The 16,857-nt window shown below is 48.7% G+C and carries 8 protein-coding genes and 1 tRNA gene; 2 read left to right on the top strand and 7 right to left on the bottom strand.

The window, feature by feature from the left end:
- Positions 1–31 precede the first annotated feature (31 nt).
- A complete protein-coding gene (locus ACQY2K_RS03985) occupies positions 32–1,975 on the bottom strand; it encodes a FeoB small GTPase domain-containing protein (protein WP_428040843.1) in 1,944 nt (647 codons plus the stop codon).
- A 152-nt stretch (positions 1,976–2,127) separates the two neighbouring features.
- Between ACQY2K_RS03985 and ACQY2K_RS03980 the strand changes: the two genes are divergently transcribed.
- Both ACQY2K_RS03980 and ACQY2K_RS03975 read left to right on the top strand, forming a co-directional pair.
- A complete protein-coding gene (locus tag ACQY2K_RS03980; protein ID WP_177746833.1) occupies positions 2,128–2,298 on the top strand; it encodes a 4Fe-4S binding protein in 171 nt (56 codons plus the stop codon).
- Between the two features lie 613 nt (positions 2,299–2,911).
- Complete coding sequence (locus ACQY2K_RS03975) at positions 2,912–4,873, top strand: ankyrin repeat domain-containing protein (RefSeq protein ID WP_428040842.1); 1,962 nt, start codon at positions 2,912–2,914, stop codon at positions 4,871–4,873.
- 104 nt (positions 4,874–4,977) lie between these two features.
- On the opposite strand, the gene ACQY2K_RS03970 is transcribed toward ACQY2K_RS03975, so the two are convergent.
- From ACQY2K_RS03970 to ACQY2K_RS03945, 6 genes are all read right to left on the bottom strand, one after another.
- On the bottom strand, positions 4,978–6,426 hold the full coding sequence (locus ACQY2K_RS03970; RefSeq protein ID WP_428040841.1) for an FGGY family carbohydrate kinase: 1,449 nt from the start codon (positions 6,424–6,426) through the stop codon (positions 4,978–4,980).
- On the bottom strand, positions 6,423–8,342 hold the full coding sequence (locus ACQY2K_RS03965) for an LTA synthase family protein (protein ID WP_428040840.1): 1,920 nt from the start codon (positions 8,340–8,342) through the stop codon (positions 6,423–6,425). The genes ACQY2K_RS03970 and ACQY2K_RS03965 overlap by 4 nt, the downstream gene beginning before the upstream one ends.
- Before the next feature lie 2 nt (positions 8,343–8,344).
- On the bottom strand, positions 8,345–9,544 hold the full coding sequence (locus ACQY2K_RS03960) for a RecB family exonuclease (RefSeq protein WP_428040839.1): 1,200 nt from the start codon (positions 9,542–9,544) through the stop codon (positions 8,345–8,347).
- Between the two features lie 145 nt (positions 9,545–9,689).
- Positions 9,690–10,604, bottom strand: coding sequence for a hypothetical protein (locus ACQY2K_RS03955; RefSeq protein WP_428040838.1), 915 nt, complete (start codon positions 10,602–10,604; stop codon positions 9,690–9,692).
- 751 nt (positions 10,605–11,355) lie between these two features.
- A tRNA-Arg gene (locus ACQY2K_RS03950) sits at positions 11,356–11,427 on the bottom strand.
- Between the two features lie 250 nt (positions 11,428–11,677).
- The gene (locus ACQY2K_RS03945; RefSeq protein ID WP_428040837.1) at positions 11,678–16,822 is read right to left on the bottom strand and encodes a hypothetical protein; all 5,145 of its coding nucleotides are present in this window, start codon (positions 16,820–16,822) and stop codon (positions 11,678–11,680) included.
- Positions 16,823–16,857 lie beyond the last annotated feature (35 nt).

Below are 16,857 nucleotides of genomic sequence, written 5' to 3'. Positions count from 1 at the left end.
GTTTCTCATATCTTTTATCTGACAATTTTTATTACATCAAAATCAGCCGTAACACCCACGCCGATAAAAATGCCATACAAAGTGTTAAGGCAATCACTCTAAATGTGTCCTTCCAACCGCTTTCGCGCAACATTACAAAGAACGTCGCCACGCACGGCAAGTACATCGCCATAAACACGCACGACACCACCAACTCAGCCGGCGGCAGGTTAAACGGCTGTAACAAAGCGATAGACACGTCTTTACGCAGGCAGCCCAAAATCAGCAAAGGCGTCGTGTCCGCAGGCAGACCCAAAATATGCTCCACCGGGTAACGCGCAATCTGGGCTATCCAATTCGTCAACCCGGAAAGTTGCATTAAATCTACAAACAGCACGCCCACCAAAATAAGCGGCAGGGCATCCCCCAAATATTCCTTCATACGAATCCACAACTTGCGCAGTAAAGGCCGCCATTGGGGAATCTGCCAAGAGGGAATTTCCATAAACAATTCGGGCGTTTCGCCTTTCATCAGTTTGTTTAAAATCGTACCCGCCAAAATACCGTTTACAAACAGGGCGAAAAATACAATCAGCATATATTTTAAGCCGTAGGGGGACAAAATGGAAATAATCATCGCGGTTTGGGAAATGCACGGCGCCAACACCAAAATAAGCGCCAAGGCAATAATGCGCTCACGGCGGGTTTCCAACACGCGGATACCCATTACCGCAGGCACCTTACAACCAAAGCCCAACATAATAGGCAACGAACCGTATCCGTGCAAGCCTACCTTGTGGAGCAGGGAGTCCAAAAGTACAGCCAGGCGCGGCAGATAGCCCAAATCGCCTAAAAATCCCAACAGCGCATAAAACGCCAACACATAGGACATTACGTCTATCAGCGCAATATGCAAACCGTCGGTCAGCACGCCGAAATAGTTTTCGCCGCCATCGCCAAGCAACAGCATCCCCAAAGCATTGTCTTTTATCCCGCCGAAAATATGCTCCAAGAACGGAACATAATAATTTTCATACAGCGGGTCTAGAAGATTGATGAGGTGCTCTCCCACAAAGCGGACCAAAAAGAACGATACAACCAACACACACAAGGCTATCGGCAGACCCGTTACGGGTGTGGTCGCCCAACCCTGCAAATGCTCCCAAAAAGAAGCGTGCTTGTGTTTAACCGTTTGCACTTTTTGTATGATACGGCCGATAACGTGCCATTTTTCTTCCGGGTCGGCGGGAATATTCAAAGTGCTCAAAACAGATTCGTGCGAGGCAATTTTTGCCGCCTGATAGGAAAGTTCTTTTAAGCCCTCACCCGTCGTAGCGACAGTCGGAATAACCGGGATACCCAGTTGCTTTTCCAATTCCTTTACATTAATTTGAATCCCTTTGCGCACCGCCTCGTCGTATTTATTTAAAAGCAAAATGACGGGCTTTTTAAGTTGCATAATTTCCAACAGAAAATACAGGTTGCGCTCCAAGTGCGAAGCATCCGCCACGCACACAATAAAGTCGTACTCCAATTCCTTAAACAAATTATGCTTTTTCCCTTCCAAAGTCCATTCTTCTTCCAAACGGTAAAGACCGGGGATATCAATAATATCGTAAGAATCGCCGTCAAATACGGTTTGCCCGTAGTTCAGGCCAACCGTCGTACCGGGGAAATTGGAGGAAATAATACCAATACCTGTCAAACGCGAGAAGATAAGGCTCTTGCCCACGTTGGGGTTTCCGGCTAAAAGAAAAGTATTCTTTTTGGCAGTAACGATAATTTTTTTAGCAGTTTCGCGGCCGAGAGCCACCTCGGTACCGGAAACGCTGACAACCACCGGGCTGGACCCGGGTTTGCGGGTAATAAATTGTCCACGGACAAGCCCCATAGCCGCCAATTTTTCGGCCATTTTAGCATCCGTTTGAATATCTTTAATTTTCGCGGTGTTGCCCGGTTTTAAAGAGTGTAAAGTGCGAGAAGTTTCTTTTTCCATAAAAGTTAGTTTTTCCTTACTTTTATATTTTACCAAAACCATTCTGTTAATACAAGAGGACCGCGCCGACGGACTGGGGGCAGCCCATACCCGCCGCCAAACAATTTTGGTATAATTTATATACAAACTTAACCTAATAGGAGACTTATTTTATGGCTTATAAAGTAAACCCGGATGTTTGCATTAACTGCGGTGCTTGCGAATCTTCTTGCCCCGTAGCCGCTATTAGCGAAGTGGACGGCAAAAGAAGCATTGATGCTTCTAAATGCATTGAATGCGGTTCTTGCGCCGGCACCTGCCCGGTGAGCGCAATCGCTCTGTAAGAGCGACCGCGAACAGGGCAGCATTGCTCCCGCCGTCCGCAGGACCCCGGTGAGCGTAATCGCTCTGTAATTTAGTTGCATAGACCACTTGTGTTTTAAAAGCCCGCACTTTTACGAGTGCGGGTTTTTATATTAAGAAATTTTCGCTTGTAGTTGTTCTGCGGGTCTTGCCCGTTGGGGAGTGCGTATAATGCGGAGGAGTATTTTTATTTGTTTGAGCCTGTAAGGCGAGTTGTAAAAATACCCGCCGTTACTGCCTTTTATGAGTATTGACCCGCCACTCTTTTTCTTGTGCAAGAAAAAGAACAAGATATTTTTGCTTGGTTTTTCTGTTTAGAAAACCAAAAATAAAGAGCCGGGGGATGTGCCCGGCCCTTTTGTTCAGAACCGTTCGGGGGGTAAATCGAAGGGTTCTGGGGGATAAATCCGTCGGCCTTTACCGGCCTTTATACTAACTATAATACAACCTAGTTAAAAAAAATGCAAGCCCTATATCAAAAATTTAGAATTATTTAAACATAATTCTTTCAGATTACAAAAAAGCCCCACCACAAAAAATTTAAAACTTTTCCCGCCGCATTGGTTATAATATAATTGGAGGGAGAATACTTATATGAAAAAACTAGGACTCATTTTTGTCTTCACACTAGCCGTCAGTCCGCTTGTGGCGCAAAACGCCGACAGCCAAGACGACTACTACACAGGGTATGAAGGCGTAGTGTTGGGCGAACGCGCTCCGCGTTCTGCCACAGATGCCATTGCCCAACAAGCCACGCAAATCCCCGGCGACATTTACCGCGGAACCTTGTTTGGCGCCGAACAAAAGAAATACGAGGGCGACACGTTAGGCAATCGCCCGCGCGCCAAGACCAAATATGTGTATGATACATCTTTGGTGCGTGCCGTAAAAATCAGTGATGTGGACCGCGTGCGTACATTAATGTATGCTAACGTAAACGTAAATGAAAAAAACTACGCGGGTATCACTCCGCTCACGATTGCCGCCGAAAAAGGCAATATGGAAATTATCAAAATGCTGGTGGAGGACGGGAAAGCCGTCGTCAATGACGCGTCCAGTTACGGTGTAACACCGATTATTTCCGCCGCGGCCGCCGGCAATACGGATGTGGTAGCCTACTTGGTTAAACACGGTGCCGACGTAACCGCCAAGGACGATTTGGGCAAAACCGCCCTCATTTATGCCTCGGGTACAGATAACTCCAAATTAATTTCCAACTTAATCGCACTTGATAACACGGCCGTCAATCTGCCGGATAACTCGGGCAATACGCCACTTATTTACGCGGCGCAAAAGGGACTTGTTAATAATATTAAAGTCCTCTTGGCGCACGGTGCTATGGTAAACTACCGCAACCCAGCCACAGGCCTTTCCGCCCTGTCCGCCGCCGCGGCCGAAGGGCACAGCGATACCGTCCGCCTGCTCATCCGCTCGGGTAAGGCCGATGTAAATATTGCAGACCTTTCCGGTCGCACGCCGATTTTTTACGCCGTAGAACAAGGGCAAACCGACACCTTGCGCAATTTACTTTCCTTAGGCGCGGATGTAAACGCCAAGGACAATAACGGTGTAACCGCATTAATGCGTGCCTCTTCTAAAAAACAGCAAGAGTGCTTGAACGTACTCCTCAAACAAAAGAATATTAACGTCAACGAAAAGGATTTTCAAGACCGCACCGCTATCGTTTATAGCGTTTACGCTACGGACGTGGCCCCCGCGCAGGCGCTGTTAAAGGCGGGTGCGGACATCAATTCGCGCGACCGAGACAACAACACCCCGCTTTTAGCGGCTATCAAGGCCAAAAACGACAAAGCGGCCCTGCTCCTTATCCAACAAGGGGCCGAAGTCAGCGCCGCTAATAACAACGGCGACAACGCCTTCACGCTTACCGAGCAATATCTGCCGAACTCTTTAACGTCCAATGTACTGGGCGTTAAAAAGGCTGAGGTGGTTCAGCAAGCCTTGCAAATTCAGGCACAGAAACAAGCCGAAGTACAAGAACTGGAAAACCAACTCGCGCAAGATGAAGCCCGCGTTCAACAGATAAAAGAGGAAGAATTGGCCCAAGCCAAGGCCGCCCAAGAAGCCAAAGCCGCCGAGGTCCGCGCGCAAGTAGAGCAAGAATACCAAAACGACCCGGAATTAGAACGCTTGCAAAAACAGTTAGAAGAAGCCAGAGCGCAAAAAGAAGCGGCTATGGAAGATGAAATTAACCGCCGCTTATCCGCTGCTGACACGCAAGTAACCGAGGCCGCCAACGCGGTTAAGGCGCAGGGTGATAGTGCTGTACAAAAAGCACAAGACACCGCTTCCGCCGCCGAGGCCAAGGCCAAAGCCGATGCTGCCAAGGCACGCGCAACGGTTAATCAGGCCAAGGCAAAAACAACCGCCAACAGAAATACGGCCAAACGCCGCGCTGCGCAAGGCCGCAGAAAAGCGTCCGCCCGCAAAACGGCTGTAAAAAATTCCGCCGCCAAAACCAAGGCTGCTGCCAAGGCAACGGTGGAGGCCGCCACGGTCAAACCGCAAGAAGTAAAGATGGCGGATGTGCTGTAAAAAGTTTTAGATATGTGAAACTCCCTAGGCTTATGCCCAGGGAGTTTTTTTGTGTCTAAAAAACCCCGCTAAAAAGCGGGGGGAAAATCGGCAGGTAAAGGCTATTATTTTGGTTGCGCTTTGCACCAAGTTAAAAAGGCCTGCCACTTTTGGTGCAAGTTTTTTGCATCTTTCCCAGACAGGTTCGGCAAAAAGGAACAACTTTCCCCGTTTGTGCTGACTTGTAAGGACTCCTGTAAATAATCAGCAGCCAAATGCGCCGCACCCAAGGCTGTGCTTTCGCTTTCGCCGCGCAACACCAACGGCAACTGCAATAAACCGGCCTGAAACTGCATTAAATAATTTAAATGAGTAAGTCCGCCCGATACCGCCACCGGCCCGCTAACAGGCACCTTATTGGCCCGCAAGTAGGCCACAATATCCGCCAGCAAAAACGCAATTCCACGCACCGTTCCGGCCACCCAATCGGCCTTTTGCGTAAGGGGGGATAACCCCGCCACCACAGGTGACAAAGAAAAATCCCAATACGGCGCACCCAAGCCGCCCAAGGCCGGCAAAAACCATACAGGATTTTGCGAAAGAGCGCACAAACTATCTATTTTTTTAGCATCAAAAGAAATCCCCTGCGCACCCAACCATTGGAACGCGCTTCCCGCCGCATTGACGGGGGCTTCCAACAAATAATCGCTTTTTGGGGTTTTGCAAGAAGCAGAAAGGGAAGTTAATAACCCCGGCAGGCAAATATTTTTGCGGCCCGCATTATGCAGCAAGAACGCGCCCGTACCATAATTGATAAGCGTTTGCCCGTCCTTTAAACGGTTCCAAGCGGCGGCCTGTTGGTCTCCGACACACACGCAAAGAGGAATTTTTACCTGTTCAAATTCATACATTCCGTAATCTGCCGCACTCGGGCGGATTTCCGGCAAAGTTTCAGGCTCAACCCCAAAAGCCTTGCACAAGTCCGCGCTCCAAGTTTGCGTGCGGATATCCCATAACAGCATACGTTGGGCAAGTGTGGGGTCTGCGGCAAAGGTTTTACCGCCCGTTAAATGCCAAATAAAGTAAGAGGCCACTGGCCCGATAAGCAAATTGTTTTCGCCCAACGCTTGTTTTACCGGCGGGCAATTTTTAAGGCACCAGGCAATTTTAGGCGCGGAAAAATACGGCGTTTTATATAAGCCTGTTATCGTGTGAACTTCCGCCTGGCTGACGGGTGCGTTTTCCGCTTCCGCCGCCGCGCGGCCGTCCTCCCAGGTGAGCACCGGGGCCAACGGCTCGCCCGTTTTCCTATGCCACAACACAACAGTAGAGCGTTGGCAGGATACGGATATACTGCGGACATTTTGCGCGCCGACTTGCGTTAAAAGAGAATTTAAAACATTTTTTTGTGCGCGCAGGAGTTCGTTCCCGTCATAAAAAGAAAGACCGTTTTGGGGGCGTTTTGGCGCAAGAATCAGGCTTTTGCGCGCGAGGACTTCTCCGCTTTGGTTAAAGGCCAAAGCCCGGCAGGAGGATGTGCCCAAATCCAGCGCAACAAAAAGTTTCCCGCTCATTTTCCGGCCCCTGTTTCTTGTGGCTTATACCAACGGTTTTCTTTCAAAAGCGTATAGGCTGCCTTGTCCAAGGACAAGAGCGTTTCCTCTGCTTTTTCGGTATCCATACCGGGAGTAGCGGATAAAATTTTCCCGCCGCTATGGCGCATTTCTCCGTCTTGCGTAATAAGCCCGAGATTTACACCCTCCGATACCAGCGCCACGCGTTTAAAAGAAGTATCAAACATATCCCGCCCAAAGGCCGTATAAGCGGGCGTAAGGCCCGTCAAATGGTAGAGCGTGGGAATTAAATCTAATTGCGAAACGATTTGATTGGCTTCCTGCCCCTTAAAAAGTTTCGGCGCATAAATAACCAGCGGAATACGGAAGCGGTTTTTTAACGAATCATCTGCCGGACCGCCGGAGGTATGGTCCGCCACGAATACAAAAATGGTATTATCAAACCAACCGTCTTCTTTGGCGCGCTTTAAAAACTCGCCGATAGACCAATCGGCAAACGACAGCGTATTTAAAAAGCCGTGCTCCCAGGAATCGTACGGATATTTGTCAAACTGCGGCAAGGTGGAGGCAAACGGCTCGTGCGTAATACCCGTAAACACCATACCCATAAAATTTTTTTCTTGGCGGTTTTTAATTTTATCAGCCGCAAACATTAAGGCATCATAATCATAGCCAAAGGGAGCGCGGTCCTTGTATTTTAACCGTTCGGGAATATCCTCCCACCCGTAACTGTCTTTTACTCCCAAGTAGGAAGCCAATGCACACAGGCGGTAAGAATCGCGGTGCGAGGTCTGCGCAAAAAAAGTGTAATAACCCGCCTGGGCAAAGTGCTTAGGCATAGGGGAAAAGGCCGTCAGTTCAAGGCCATAGCCAAACATAGGCAGACCCGGTACAAGCGGCACACCCGCAAAAACTGCCGCAAAGCCAAAAATACTGCGCAGCCCCGCCGCATAGGCATTGGTAAAATTCACGCCGTTCTTTAAAATATCGTCAAATACCGGGGTTGCGCCAAAGTCTTGTCCGGATAAACCGTCCACATAATACGGGTGCCAGCCTTCCAAAAGAACAATCATTACGTTGTAACCTTTGGCTAGGGGATTTTTTTCCGGCTGGGCTTGGCGCATAAGCGGATAATTTTCGTCCGGCACCGTTTCGTCTGCGGCTACAAAGCGTTTTTGCGTTAGTTCCAGTGCTTTTTCCGCCGGGAACGTGTTGGAAATTTCCATTGCACCCTTTCTGCCCACCTGATAAGCCGTAAATGCGCCGTTTAGCGTAAGTGCCGCTCCGGCGGGGGAAGATGCGTAATTATATACGTCCGCCACGCCAATAGATTTGCCGCGCCCGATATGTCCGCGGATAGCTAAAAAAGTGAATAAAACAATCAAAAAAAGGATTTCTCCCGTACGGATTTTACCATAGCGGTTGGCCTGAAAGTGTTTATCCGTATAACAGCAAAACGCGCGCACCGCCCACGCAAAGCCGCCCAAAAGGATAATAAGCGGCAGCCAAACCTGCGTAAGCATATACTTTAACACATAGCCCCAATCGTTAGCCACCTGCACAATTTCCTCGGCAATATGGCGGTTTACTTTGGGAAAATAAATTAAATCGCCAATCAAAAAGCCCGTCGCAAAAATAAGTTCAGCAAATAGTACGACCGTCCAAAATTTCACCCAACCGCGCCCGCGCACAGGTAAATTTAATAAAAACAGTACCGGCCCCATAAAAAGGGCTATCACGGAAAAATCAAAGCGAAGGCCGTTTAAAAAGGCGGAAAAAATTTCCGCCCCGGACAAAACGCTAAAAAAATCCCGGTTGAGCACCAACAAGGCCAAGCGCGCCACCGTAAACAGCACCCCTGCCGCCAACACGGCTAAAAAAGACAGTTTTAAGCGAAAATCGGTTTTCCGTATCATAACTACTCCGCCTTGGTTAAATTAATTTGTATGTCCTCTTCTTTTTTGGCAAAGGCCCGCAACTTTGCTTTGGCTTCCGCCGGAACGGCTGCGTCCGTTAACAGCCCGGCCACCGTACTTTGCGTAGGTACCAGCACCTTGGCTAACAGTTTTAGCGTGCGCAAGAGTTCCACCACTTTTTCTTTATCGGTAAACTCCAACTTTTCCACGCGGGAAAGTTCAGCCTTGTACTGCTTGCCGAAATGGCGCTCAAAATTGTTTTTGCGCATTAGCGAAATAATTTCTTTTTGCAAAGATTTCGCTTCGTCCAAAAGCGCCCCGCAACGGTCAATTTTTTCGCTTAAAATTTCTTGCTCACTTTTGGGTTGTTCGGCAATAGCGGGAGCCGTCTTGCGCACTGAAAACCCCGTCGGGCCGGTGTATTCCTTACCCGTAAAAACAGGGCAGATGTTGCGGTAATCGCACCAGCGGCATTGGTTTTCGCCGGGGGTGGGGGTAAAATTGCCCGCGCGGATGTTGTCTGCTACCTTTAAAACGCCCTGCCAAAATTCAAAAATTTCCTTATCCTCTGCCCGTTCAAACGTCATTTCGTGCAAGGTGGGCAAATGGTAAAAACTCAGTTGCGCCACGCGGATTTCTTTTACGCCCGGGTCCTTTTGCTCAACAAGTGCGCGGATGGCGGGGGAGTTTTCGGCAACCTTTTGATACATATACAGTTGGTCCGGCTCACGCTGGACAGTTTTGCCCGTTTTATAGTCCAAAATTTTGATTTTTCCGTCGCCCAAATAGTCCATACGGTCCAAAATACTGATAAGGCTCAACCCGTCAATATCCAGTGTACTCTTCATTTCCACGGACAGCGGGTGCGCAAAAGTAGCCGCGTTTTTGGCATAATAGGACTCAATAATCCGCCGCCCCTCTGCATATCCGGCCAGTTCCTTTTCAAGCGACGCATAGCCTTTTTGTTCATAGGTTGTTTTGTTCCAATGGTTCTCAAAAAACACCAATGCTTCCGCCAAAGTGGGGAAAACCGGGTTTGCCGGGTTGTAAATGTATTCCATTACCTCGTGCAACGCAGAGCCAAACGCAAAGTAATACTTGGGTTGCTCGGGCAGCATATGGACATAGCGGAATTTGTACTTCTGCGGGCATTCCTTATACATACCCATTTTAGAATAGGAAAACGATAAATTTCTGGCCATAAAATACTCCCAAAATACAGTTAGTTTATTGTACCATTTTACAGAGCAACTCGCCGATAAAAACAAGCATCGTTAAAAAAGAGAGGGGAAAACCTAGCCCACAAAAAAAGCCCCGCCGTAAGCGGGGCTTTTTAAAACTATTCGGTTAGTTAAAACCAATTTTGCGGCGCGGGGCGTCTTCTTTCTTAATAGTAGAAGGCAAGCGCACTTTGCCACGCAAGTATTTTACAAAGTCCGTTTTAACCGGGTAGGTATCCAATTTGATAGCAACCAAAGCCAAGGCATCTTTGTACAAAGACGGATAAAGATTCATTAAATCCACCAAATCCGCCGCGGCTTGGGCTGCCTGCTTGGAAAGTTTCGCCAGTTCCCGGTCAGCCTTTTTTACTTGGTTGCGGTAGAAGCGTTTTTCCATTTCGGTTTCGCTCATTACAATCTTTTTGTTGGCAGCCAGTTTGACCTCTTTCAACTGGGTAATGGTTTGCTCCATAAAGCCCAATTTTTTACCCAAGGCCCCAGCAAGCATATTTACCTCTTCGGGAAGTTCTTCATATTCAGGCACCAAGGCGACCACTTCGCGGAAGAAAGCCGGAGACATGTCGGGATATTCCGTCGGCTTGGCCGATTCGGAGAGCATACCCGGAATGTCGGAATCTTTTTTAGGAAAGAAATTCGGATTGCGTTCTTGCAGCAAGCGTTCTCCCCATTGGGCTTGCGCCTTCATAGCGCGTTCGTTCAGGCTAGCCGTCAACTCAGCCGTTTCGGCATCCAATTTTTCCAAAACAGCCAAGCGATCTTTTGCGACGAGAGAAGCATCCGTCAGCACTTGGGCCACTTGTTGGCTATGCACTTGTTGGGCAATCGCCAAAGAACGGCTGACCAAAGCATATTGCTGTTTAAGCACTTTGCTGGACACATTCGGAACCGTAGGAACACGGGTTTTAAACGCGTTTGTAACAGTTTTTACTTGTTTTGCTGCAACGACAGGAGCTTTACCGGCTTGGGCAGAACCAGGGACCGCCAAACCCAGTAACAGCAGGGCTAATATGACTTGTTTCATTTTAAGTACTCCTTCTCTTGTTGTCATCAGTTTAATTCGGGTACCCTTTCAATATACAAAGTTATACCCAAAAAATCCACTATTTTTTATAACAAAATTCTAAATCATTTTTAATAATGTAGTCTTCTTATACAAAAATAAACAGGGCCAAAAGACCTAACCGCTTATAGGGCTTTGGGCCTATATTGAAAGAGAGATGGTATCGTTTCCGAAGAAAATAATAGAGAAATTTTTTTAATGAAACTCCCCGGGTTTACGCCCGGGGTTTATGGTGAGCAGTAGTTATAAAACGATTCCTACCGCCGCATAAAGCAGTTTATGCGGCTTTGGGGGCAAATAAAAAACCCGCTTCCGCGGGTTCTATATTTTCCTTTATTGTCATCGGCCACCAGTCGCCTCGTTGACCCTCGGCGCTCGCGGCCCCGCCTCGCCATACTCGCCTTTCGGCTTCCTGCCTCAAACTCGTATAAGGCTCCGGCTTTCAATTCCTACCGCCGCATAAAGCAGTTTATGCGGCTTTGGGCGCAAATAAAAAACCCGCTTCCGCGGGTTCTATATTTTCCTTTAAGGTCATCGGCCACTGGTCGCCTCGTTGACCCTCGGCGCTTGCGGCCCCGCCTCGCCATACTCGCCTTTCGGCTTCCTGCCTCAAACTCGTATAAGGCTCCGGCTTTCGATTCCTACCGCCGCATAAAGCAGTTTATGCGGCTTTGGGGGCAAATAAAAAACCCGCTTCCGCGGGTTCTATATTTACCCCCAATAGGAATCGAACCTATATCCCCTGCTTAGAAGGCAGATGCTCTATCCATTGAGCTATGGGGGCGCAAATCTTTTTATATAAATTATTTTACAAAAATTTCACGCAAGATTCAAAGTTTTCTTACAGGACGGGGAAACCTATATTCCGAACTTCTGTCAAACAATTCATTTCCCGGCTTATTGTAAATACGGATTTTTTCCAAAGAAAAGAGTCTCTTTGTCCAAATTAATATGGCATTTCCAAAAAATCGCCTGTACCCCCGCACGCAAAAACGCCCTCTAAAAGAGAGCGTTTTAAAAGGCTTGCACTAAAATTACTTCTTTTCTTCCGGAGCCGGGGAAGCCGTTTGGGTCGGCATCGGCATAAAGCCGGACGGGGTTCCGTAGGGTGTGCCCTGTTGGGGGGTAAACCAATTATATGTTTGCCCAAACGCCTGGCCGTAGGAACCAAAAACGCCCTTGGTTAACCCAAATGCACCCGTAGGAATTTGCTTGGGGAATAAGCCAATACTAGGCGCGGCTAATCCCATACTAAGCCCGATAGAGGTAAGCGGCATCCACAGCGAGGTCCTCGGCACATCTGCGCGGGTCTCAATTCCGGCTTTGATATGTCCGTCCGTATAATGGCTGACCATTAACGGCACGGCAGCCAAGCCCGTTTGGGAGAGTGAAAACACCGTCATTGCCGTAGTAGCAGCCTTATCGCGTACAACAGCGGCTTCGGCTGCGGCAAGGCCTTTTGTGCGGGCGGCCACATATCCGCCGCGAACCACGTTCATATTGGCCAATTTCTGCAAAGATTGCGTTACGTTGGCCGTACCCATACCAACCAAAGCAATACCCAAGAAACCGGGGCTTGTAAAACCGTCAAAGCCGAAGGTCATCATTGTAGCACCGCCCAAAATGTTCATTCCGTAAGAAAGTTTCAGCATACGCTGATATTCCAAACCGGGGCGGAGCGGGTCTTTTAACGCACCCAAGAGTGATTTGGCACGCAAGCGCACCAAAAGCGGGAAGGCTACTACCGTGCCGCTTGTAACCAAGGCTACCCAGTTATTGCGGTTATCCTCGTGAATATTATTGTTAATCCAGTCAAATCCTTTTACCGACGGACGGATTAACTGGTTGGCCGCTTTATTAAAGGTAGCGGCTTCAAAGCCTGTAAAGGTGAAAGCGGCAGCCGTCAGCGGCAGGAGTTCTTTACTGGCTAAAATCCGCAAGGAACCCCACGTTTCGCCCCATCCGTCACGCATAAGGGTACGGGTATTCTGCCAGGCATTTGTCAGGGCCGGATAGAAACCGCCGCGCAAAGCCACGGGTTTAAATTTCATAAACCCGGCCACCTTGCCGATATTGGGGTCAATGCGCGAGAAATACAAACTGCCGAAGGACAACGCGGAAATCGTGCCCAACACCGGGAACGCAAGCGAAAAGTCCGTCGCGCCCGGGGCAAAAGTATTGGCTAAAATGGGGGGCAGTAACATTACCATAGAACCCATATTTTTAAACGCCATACTGGTAAGCAGAGAACCGCCGCCGCCAATGCGGTCAATTAACAGGTTAAGCCCGGAGCGGTTTAAAGCGGAGGACAAACCAATGGCCGCACCGGAAACAAACAACGGCCAAATGGGGGGCAAATTATCCTCATTTACCTTACCGCCAAAGCCGGACACGCCCGCAAACAAGAGGCCGCCAAAGGCCGTTCCCAAGGCAATTTTAACGGTTTTTAACGCACCGATTTTCATTACCAGCGGAGAAAACACCGGCGTCAGCAAAGACGGGATATACGGCAATGCAAGAGAAATCATTGTTTTATCCGTCTCTGTAATACGGTCTCCGTAAATATTTTCAAGAGGGGCAATTAAACTGGACGAAGCGGAACTCAAACTAAGCCCGGTGGCGATATAGAGTGGCACCAGTTTGCTGGGTGTACCCTTGACGGTCAGGTCAAAGCGCATACCCGCAGGGGCTTGGCGAACAATGTCCATAAACGGCTTTAACTGCGTTTTGCGCACCCCATAAGAGAAAGGGGAAAGCCCCGTCAGCAACTGACCGCCACGGTAGAAATTTACCGAGCCGGACGGGCCTAACACCATTTGCGCATCTTTCAAGCCCAAATAGGTATCAGCCTTTAAGGTAAGCGGCACAGAAAGAAGTCCGCCCGCTTCCGTCTGGCGGAAAACCGGAATTGAGTGCGCATACATATCTTCTTTACTGCGTGTTAAAATGTTTTTAAACGACCATTTGCCCGTTTCTGCCTTTTGTGCCTGGAACAAATTCCAACGGTTTACAAAGGGGCTCTTTAAGGAATTAAAGAAGCCGGGTTTTCCGGTGGAGGTCAGTTTCAGTTCAAAGGGAGAAGTTAAATTGGCGCGTTCTGCGGCCGCCGCAAAAGCGGGAATTTGGGAATCCGCCAATGTCAATTTAAAGTTACCGGGAGTAGTTACGCTTGATAAATCGGTACCAAAACCAAACTTCACCCCCGACTTGCCTTGCGTAAATATCGCACGCTGATAACCTGCCTTCTTCGCACCGCCAAAGCCGGACGCCACATATACATTAAGCGGCAACTCCGCCGGAGCGGCTCCGTCCTCCACCAGCACACTTGTACCCAAGGAGGCTACCTTTTGTTTTTTGGCCGGAGCGGCTTTTTCCGCCACAATGCCTGCCAAAGAGGTGGGAGCCTTAACAGAAGCATCCCCATTAAGCGCGTGCATAAGGGCCTGGCCGATTTTGCCATAGGTTTCGTCGGTTAAAAAGAGTTTATCCGCATCCATAGTTTGGGCCAAATTGCTCATAAAGGCCTTTTTATAGGAACCGCGCGAAAACTTCCGTTTGAACCAACTCTTGGCGGCATATTGAGCGTTTGTTTTTTGAATCGTTTGGGTAAGCAAGTTTGTAACATAGGCCGTTTGTTGGGCAGTAGGCGCACTACCCAAAGTAGCGGATAATAAACTGTTAAGGGCCACTCCGTCCGGCTGTCCATTGGAAAGAAGCGGACGACGTTCAAAAGAGGCTATATTTTCGGGTACTTTTACCGTTTTTAAATTCTTTACTTCCGCCGCCAAAGAGGCCGTTTCGCCCGGCTTATAGCCCGGCAAAGAGCCCAACTGGGAAATTTCTTTGGCTAACATCTGGCGGTAGGCACCGTCCGCGCTTACCGTGGTTAATTTGGCTAATGTGCCACGGTTGGCAAACGCGGTATTGGCACGCTGGGTGGCTGCGGCTAACGAGGCGTTAAGGCTGGCCACTTCGCCCTCGTTTAACACCGTGGGGTGTACCGCTGCCGACTTCCCGACGGACAACACACCAACTTCGGCAGAAAATTTTAAATTGGAAGCCACTAATTTAGAGGCCGCCGGCACAAATCCGCCCGGAACTTTTAACAGTTCCGCCGTGGTGGGAACGGTAGCAAACTGCGGCAACTGCGCGAGCACAACCGGCTCCAACCCCTTGCGCAAGCGCACCGGGATATTGCGCATCGTGCGCAACGGTTTTACCACATTAAAGCGGCGGAGCATCATCGCGCGTTGGGTTACGGTAGCACCCGAACGGGCCATATTCATCGCCTTGTACATAGCACGGCCCAAGTTGGCTCCCTTTAAGGCAAGTTTGGAAATATCCACCAAACACCATACCAAAATGGCAATATCGGCATATTGCGCAGCCTTCAACCACCAGTTGGTGCGGTCCTGACGGACACGCTTGGCATTATAAGCGGCACTTCCGCGGCTGTAAGCGGAAATAGCATAGCCCGGTTTGGGAGCGCGCTTCTTGGCGGAAGAAGCATACACTTTATATAATTTTTGGTCTAAAAGCAGTTCACTTTCCGCGCTCAAATCGCCCATACTTTGCTTAAACAAATGCCGTGCCACGGCGGCAGAGGCGGAAAGACCTGTAATTGCAAGATATTGGTTAAAAAGGGCGCGGCGGGATTCCCAACCTTTACGGTTTTGAGAAGCCTGTTGGGGGGTAATCTGTACACTGCGTCCAAAGGAATCTAAATACGCACCAGGCTGTAAATAATTGCCTTGCGGGGTATAATTTTCCGCGCCGCTTTTACCACTATGCAAAGCACCCGCCAGGAACGGCACAATACCCGTGCAGGCCATTTTATATTCATTTTTAAGCGTTACGGTTTTGGAAACATATACAACGCAGCGGTCCACCCCAAATTCTTTAAGAATTGCCAAACTTTCTTTACTGCCCTCCGTTGCCAACAATAAGGCCAAATCTTCCCACGCGTTACCAAAAGCGGCGGTGTTGGATACGTCCTTTGTCAACGGATAAACGGCATATTTGGAAACCTCGCCCAAATACTGCCCGTTAATATTTTTAAGCACATCTACGGCAGTCGTTACGCTGAACAAATCTAAATGGGAAATATCCCGCTCTTTCTCGGTGGCGGAATGAATAAACCCGCGCAAAACGCCGTATTGCTTCATTGCCAAGAGAGCGCTTGCACCCGCCAGAAGCACCGGCACAGAGTATGCGCCCGCGCGCTGCTTCTCCATAAAGTTTTCCACTAATTGGGCATCGTGCACAGACGACCCCACCATACCAAGCCCCACTACCGCCGTCAGCGGGAAGGAACAGTCTTTATCACACTTGGCTGATTTTAAGGCATTCGTATATAAGGAGTGCAAGGTTTGCTTTTGTTGGGGGGTAAAAAAGGATTTTCCGTCGCGGGTGCGCAAGGGCAACACACGCAGGGACAAGGTCATTAACTTACGTTTGGCAAAGGGTGCTTTATCCTTTAAAACAAACAAATCTTTTACGGCTTGGAAAATTTGCTTTTCCAACTGCGCCAAAGAGTCCGCCTGCGCCTGGTTAAAAATCTTCTCGGCCTGTGCATTGCGTTTTTTGCTCCAAGCGTTTAATTGGGCAACGGAATCCTGCTGCCACTTATTAATGAGGGCTTCATTTCCTTTGCGCCACTCTTCCACTTGGGCCGTATCGTATTTGCCGGAGTCAATCATTTGGTTGGCTTGGGCCTTTAAATCCGCCTTGGCTTGGGCGGCGCGCTCGTTTACTTGGGCAAGTTGGGCTTTCTTCTGTGCGGCAGTATCTTTGGTCAGTTCCGTTTTAAAGGTGGCAAAAGCATCTTTGGCAGTTTTGGAGGAAAAGGTACTATTCGGATTTAATAAACCGTCTATCTGGATTAAACGGGCTTTGTCTTTATCACTTAGGCGGCCTTGGTCAATTTTATAGACTTGCTGTTGCAGGCGTTTTTCTTGTTCAATGCGGGGTAAAGAGGTGCTTTCTCGGGTGGAAACGGCTTCAAAAGTTCTTTGGTTTAGGGATTTATCTAATGCTTCTTTTTGCTTTTCGTTTAACTTAAAGCGGGGCTTTGATACTTGCGCCATTGCCGGGGAAGCAATATGGATAAAAAAACAAAAGGCAACAAACAAACAGGTAAAGCGTTTTAACAAATCAGCCAAAGCAGATAAATTATTCATAAATAGAAAATTCCCTTAATTAAGAAGATAAAAAT

Source organism: Candidatus Avelusimicrobium fimicolum (assembly GCF_021632165.1).
GTDB lineage: Bacteria > Elusimicrobiota > Elusimicrobia > Elusimicrobiales > Elusimicrobiaceae > Avelusimicrobium > Avelusimicrobium fimicola.
This window is presented reverse-complemented; position numbering and strand designations above follow the sequence as displayed.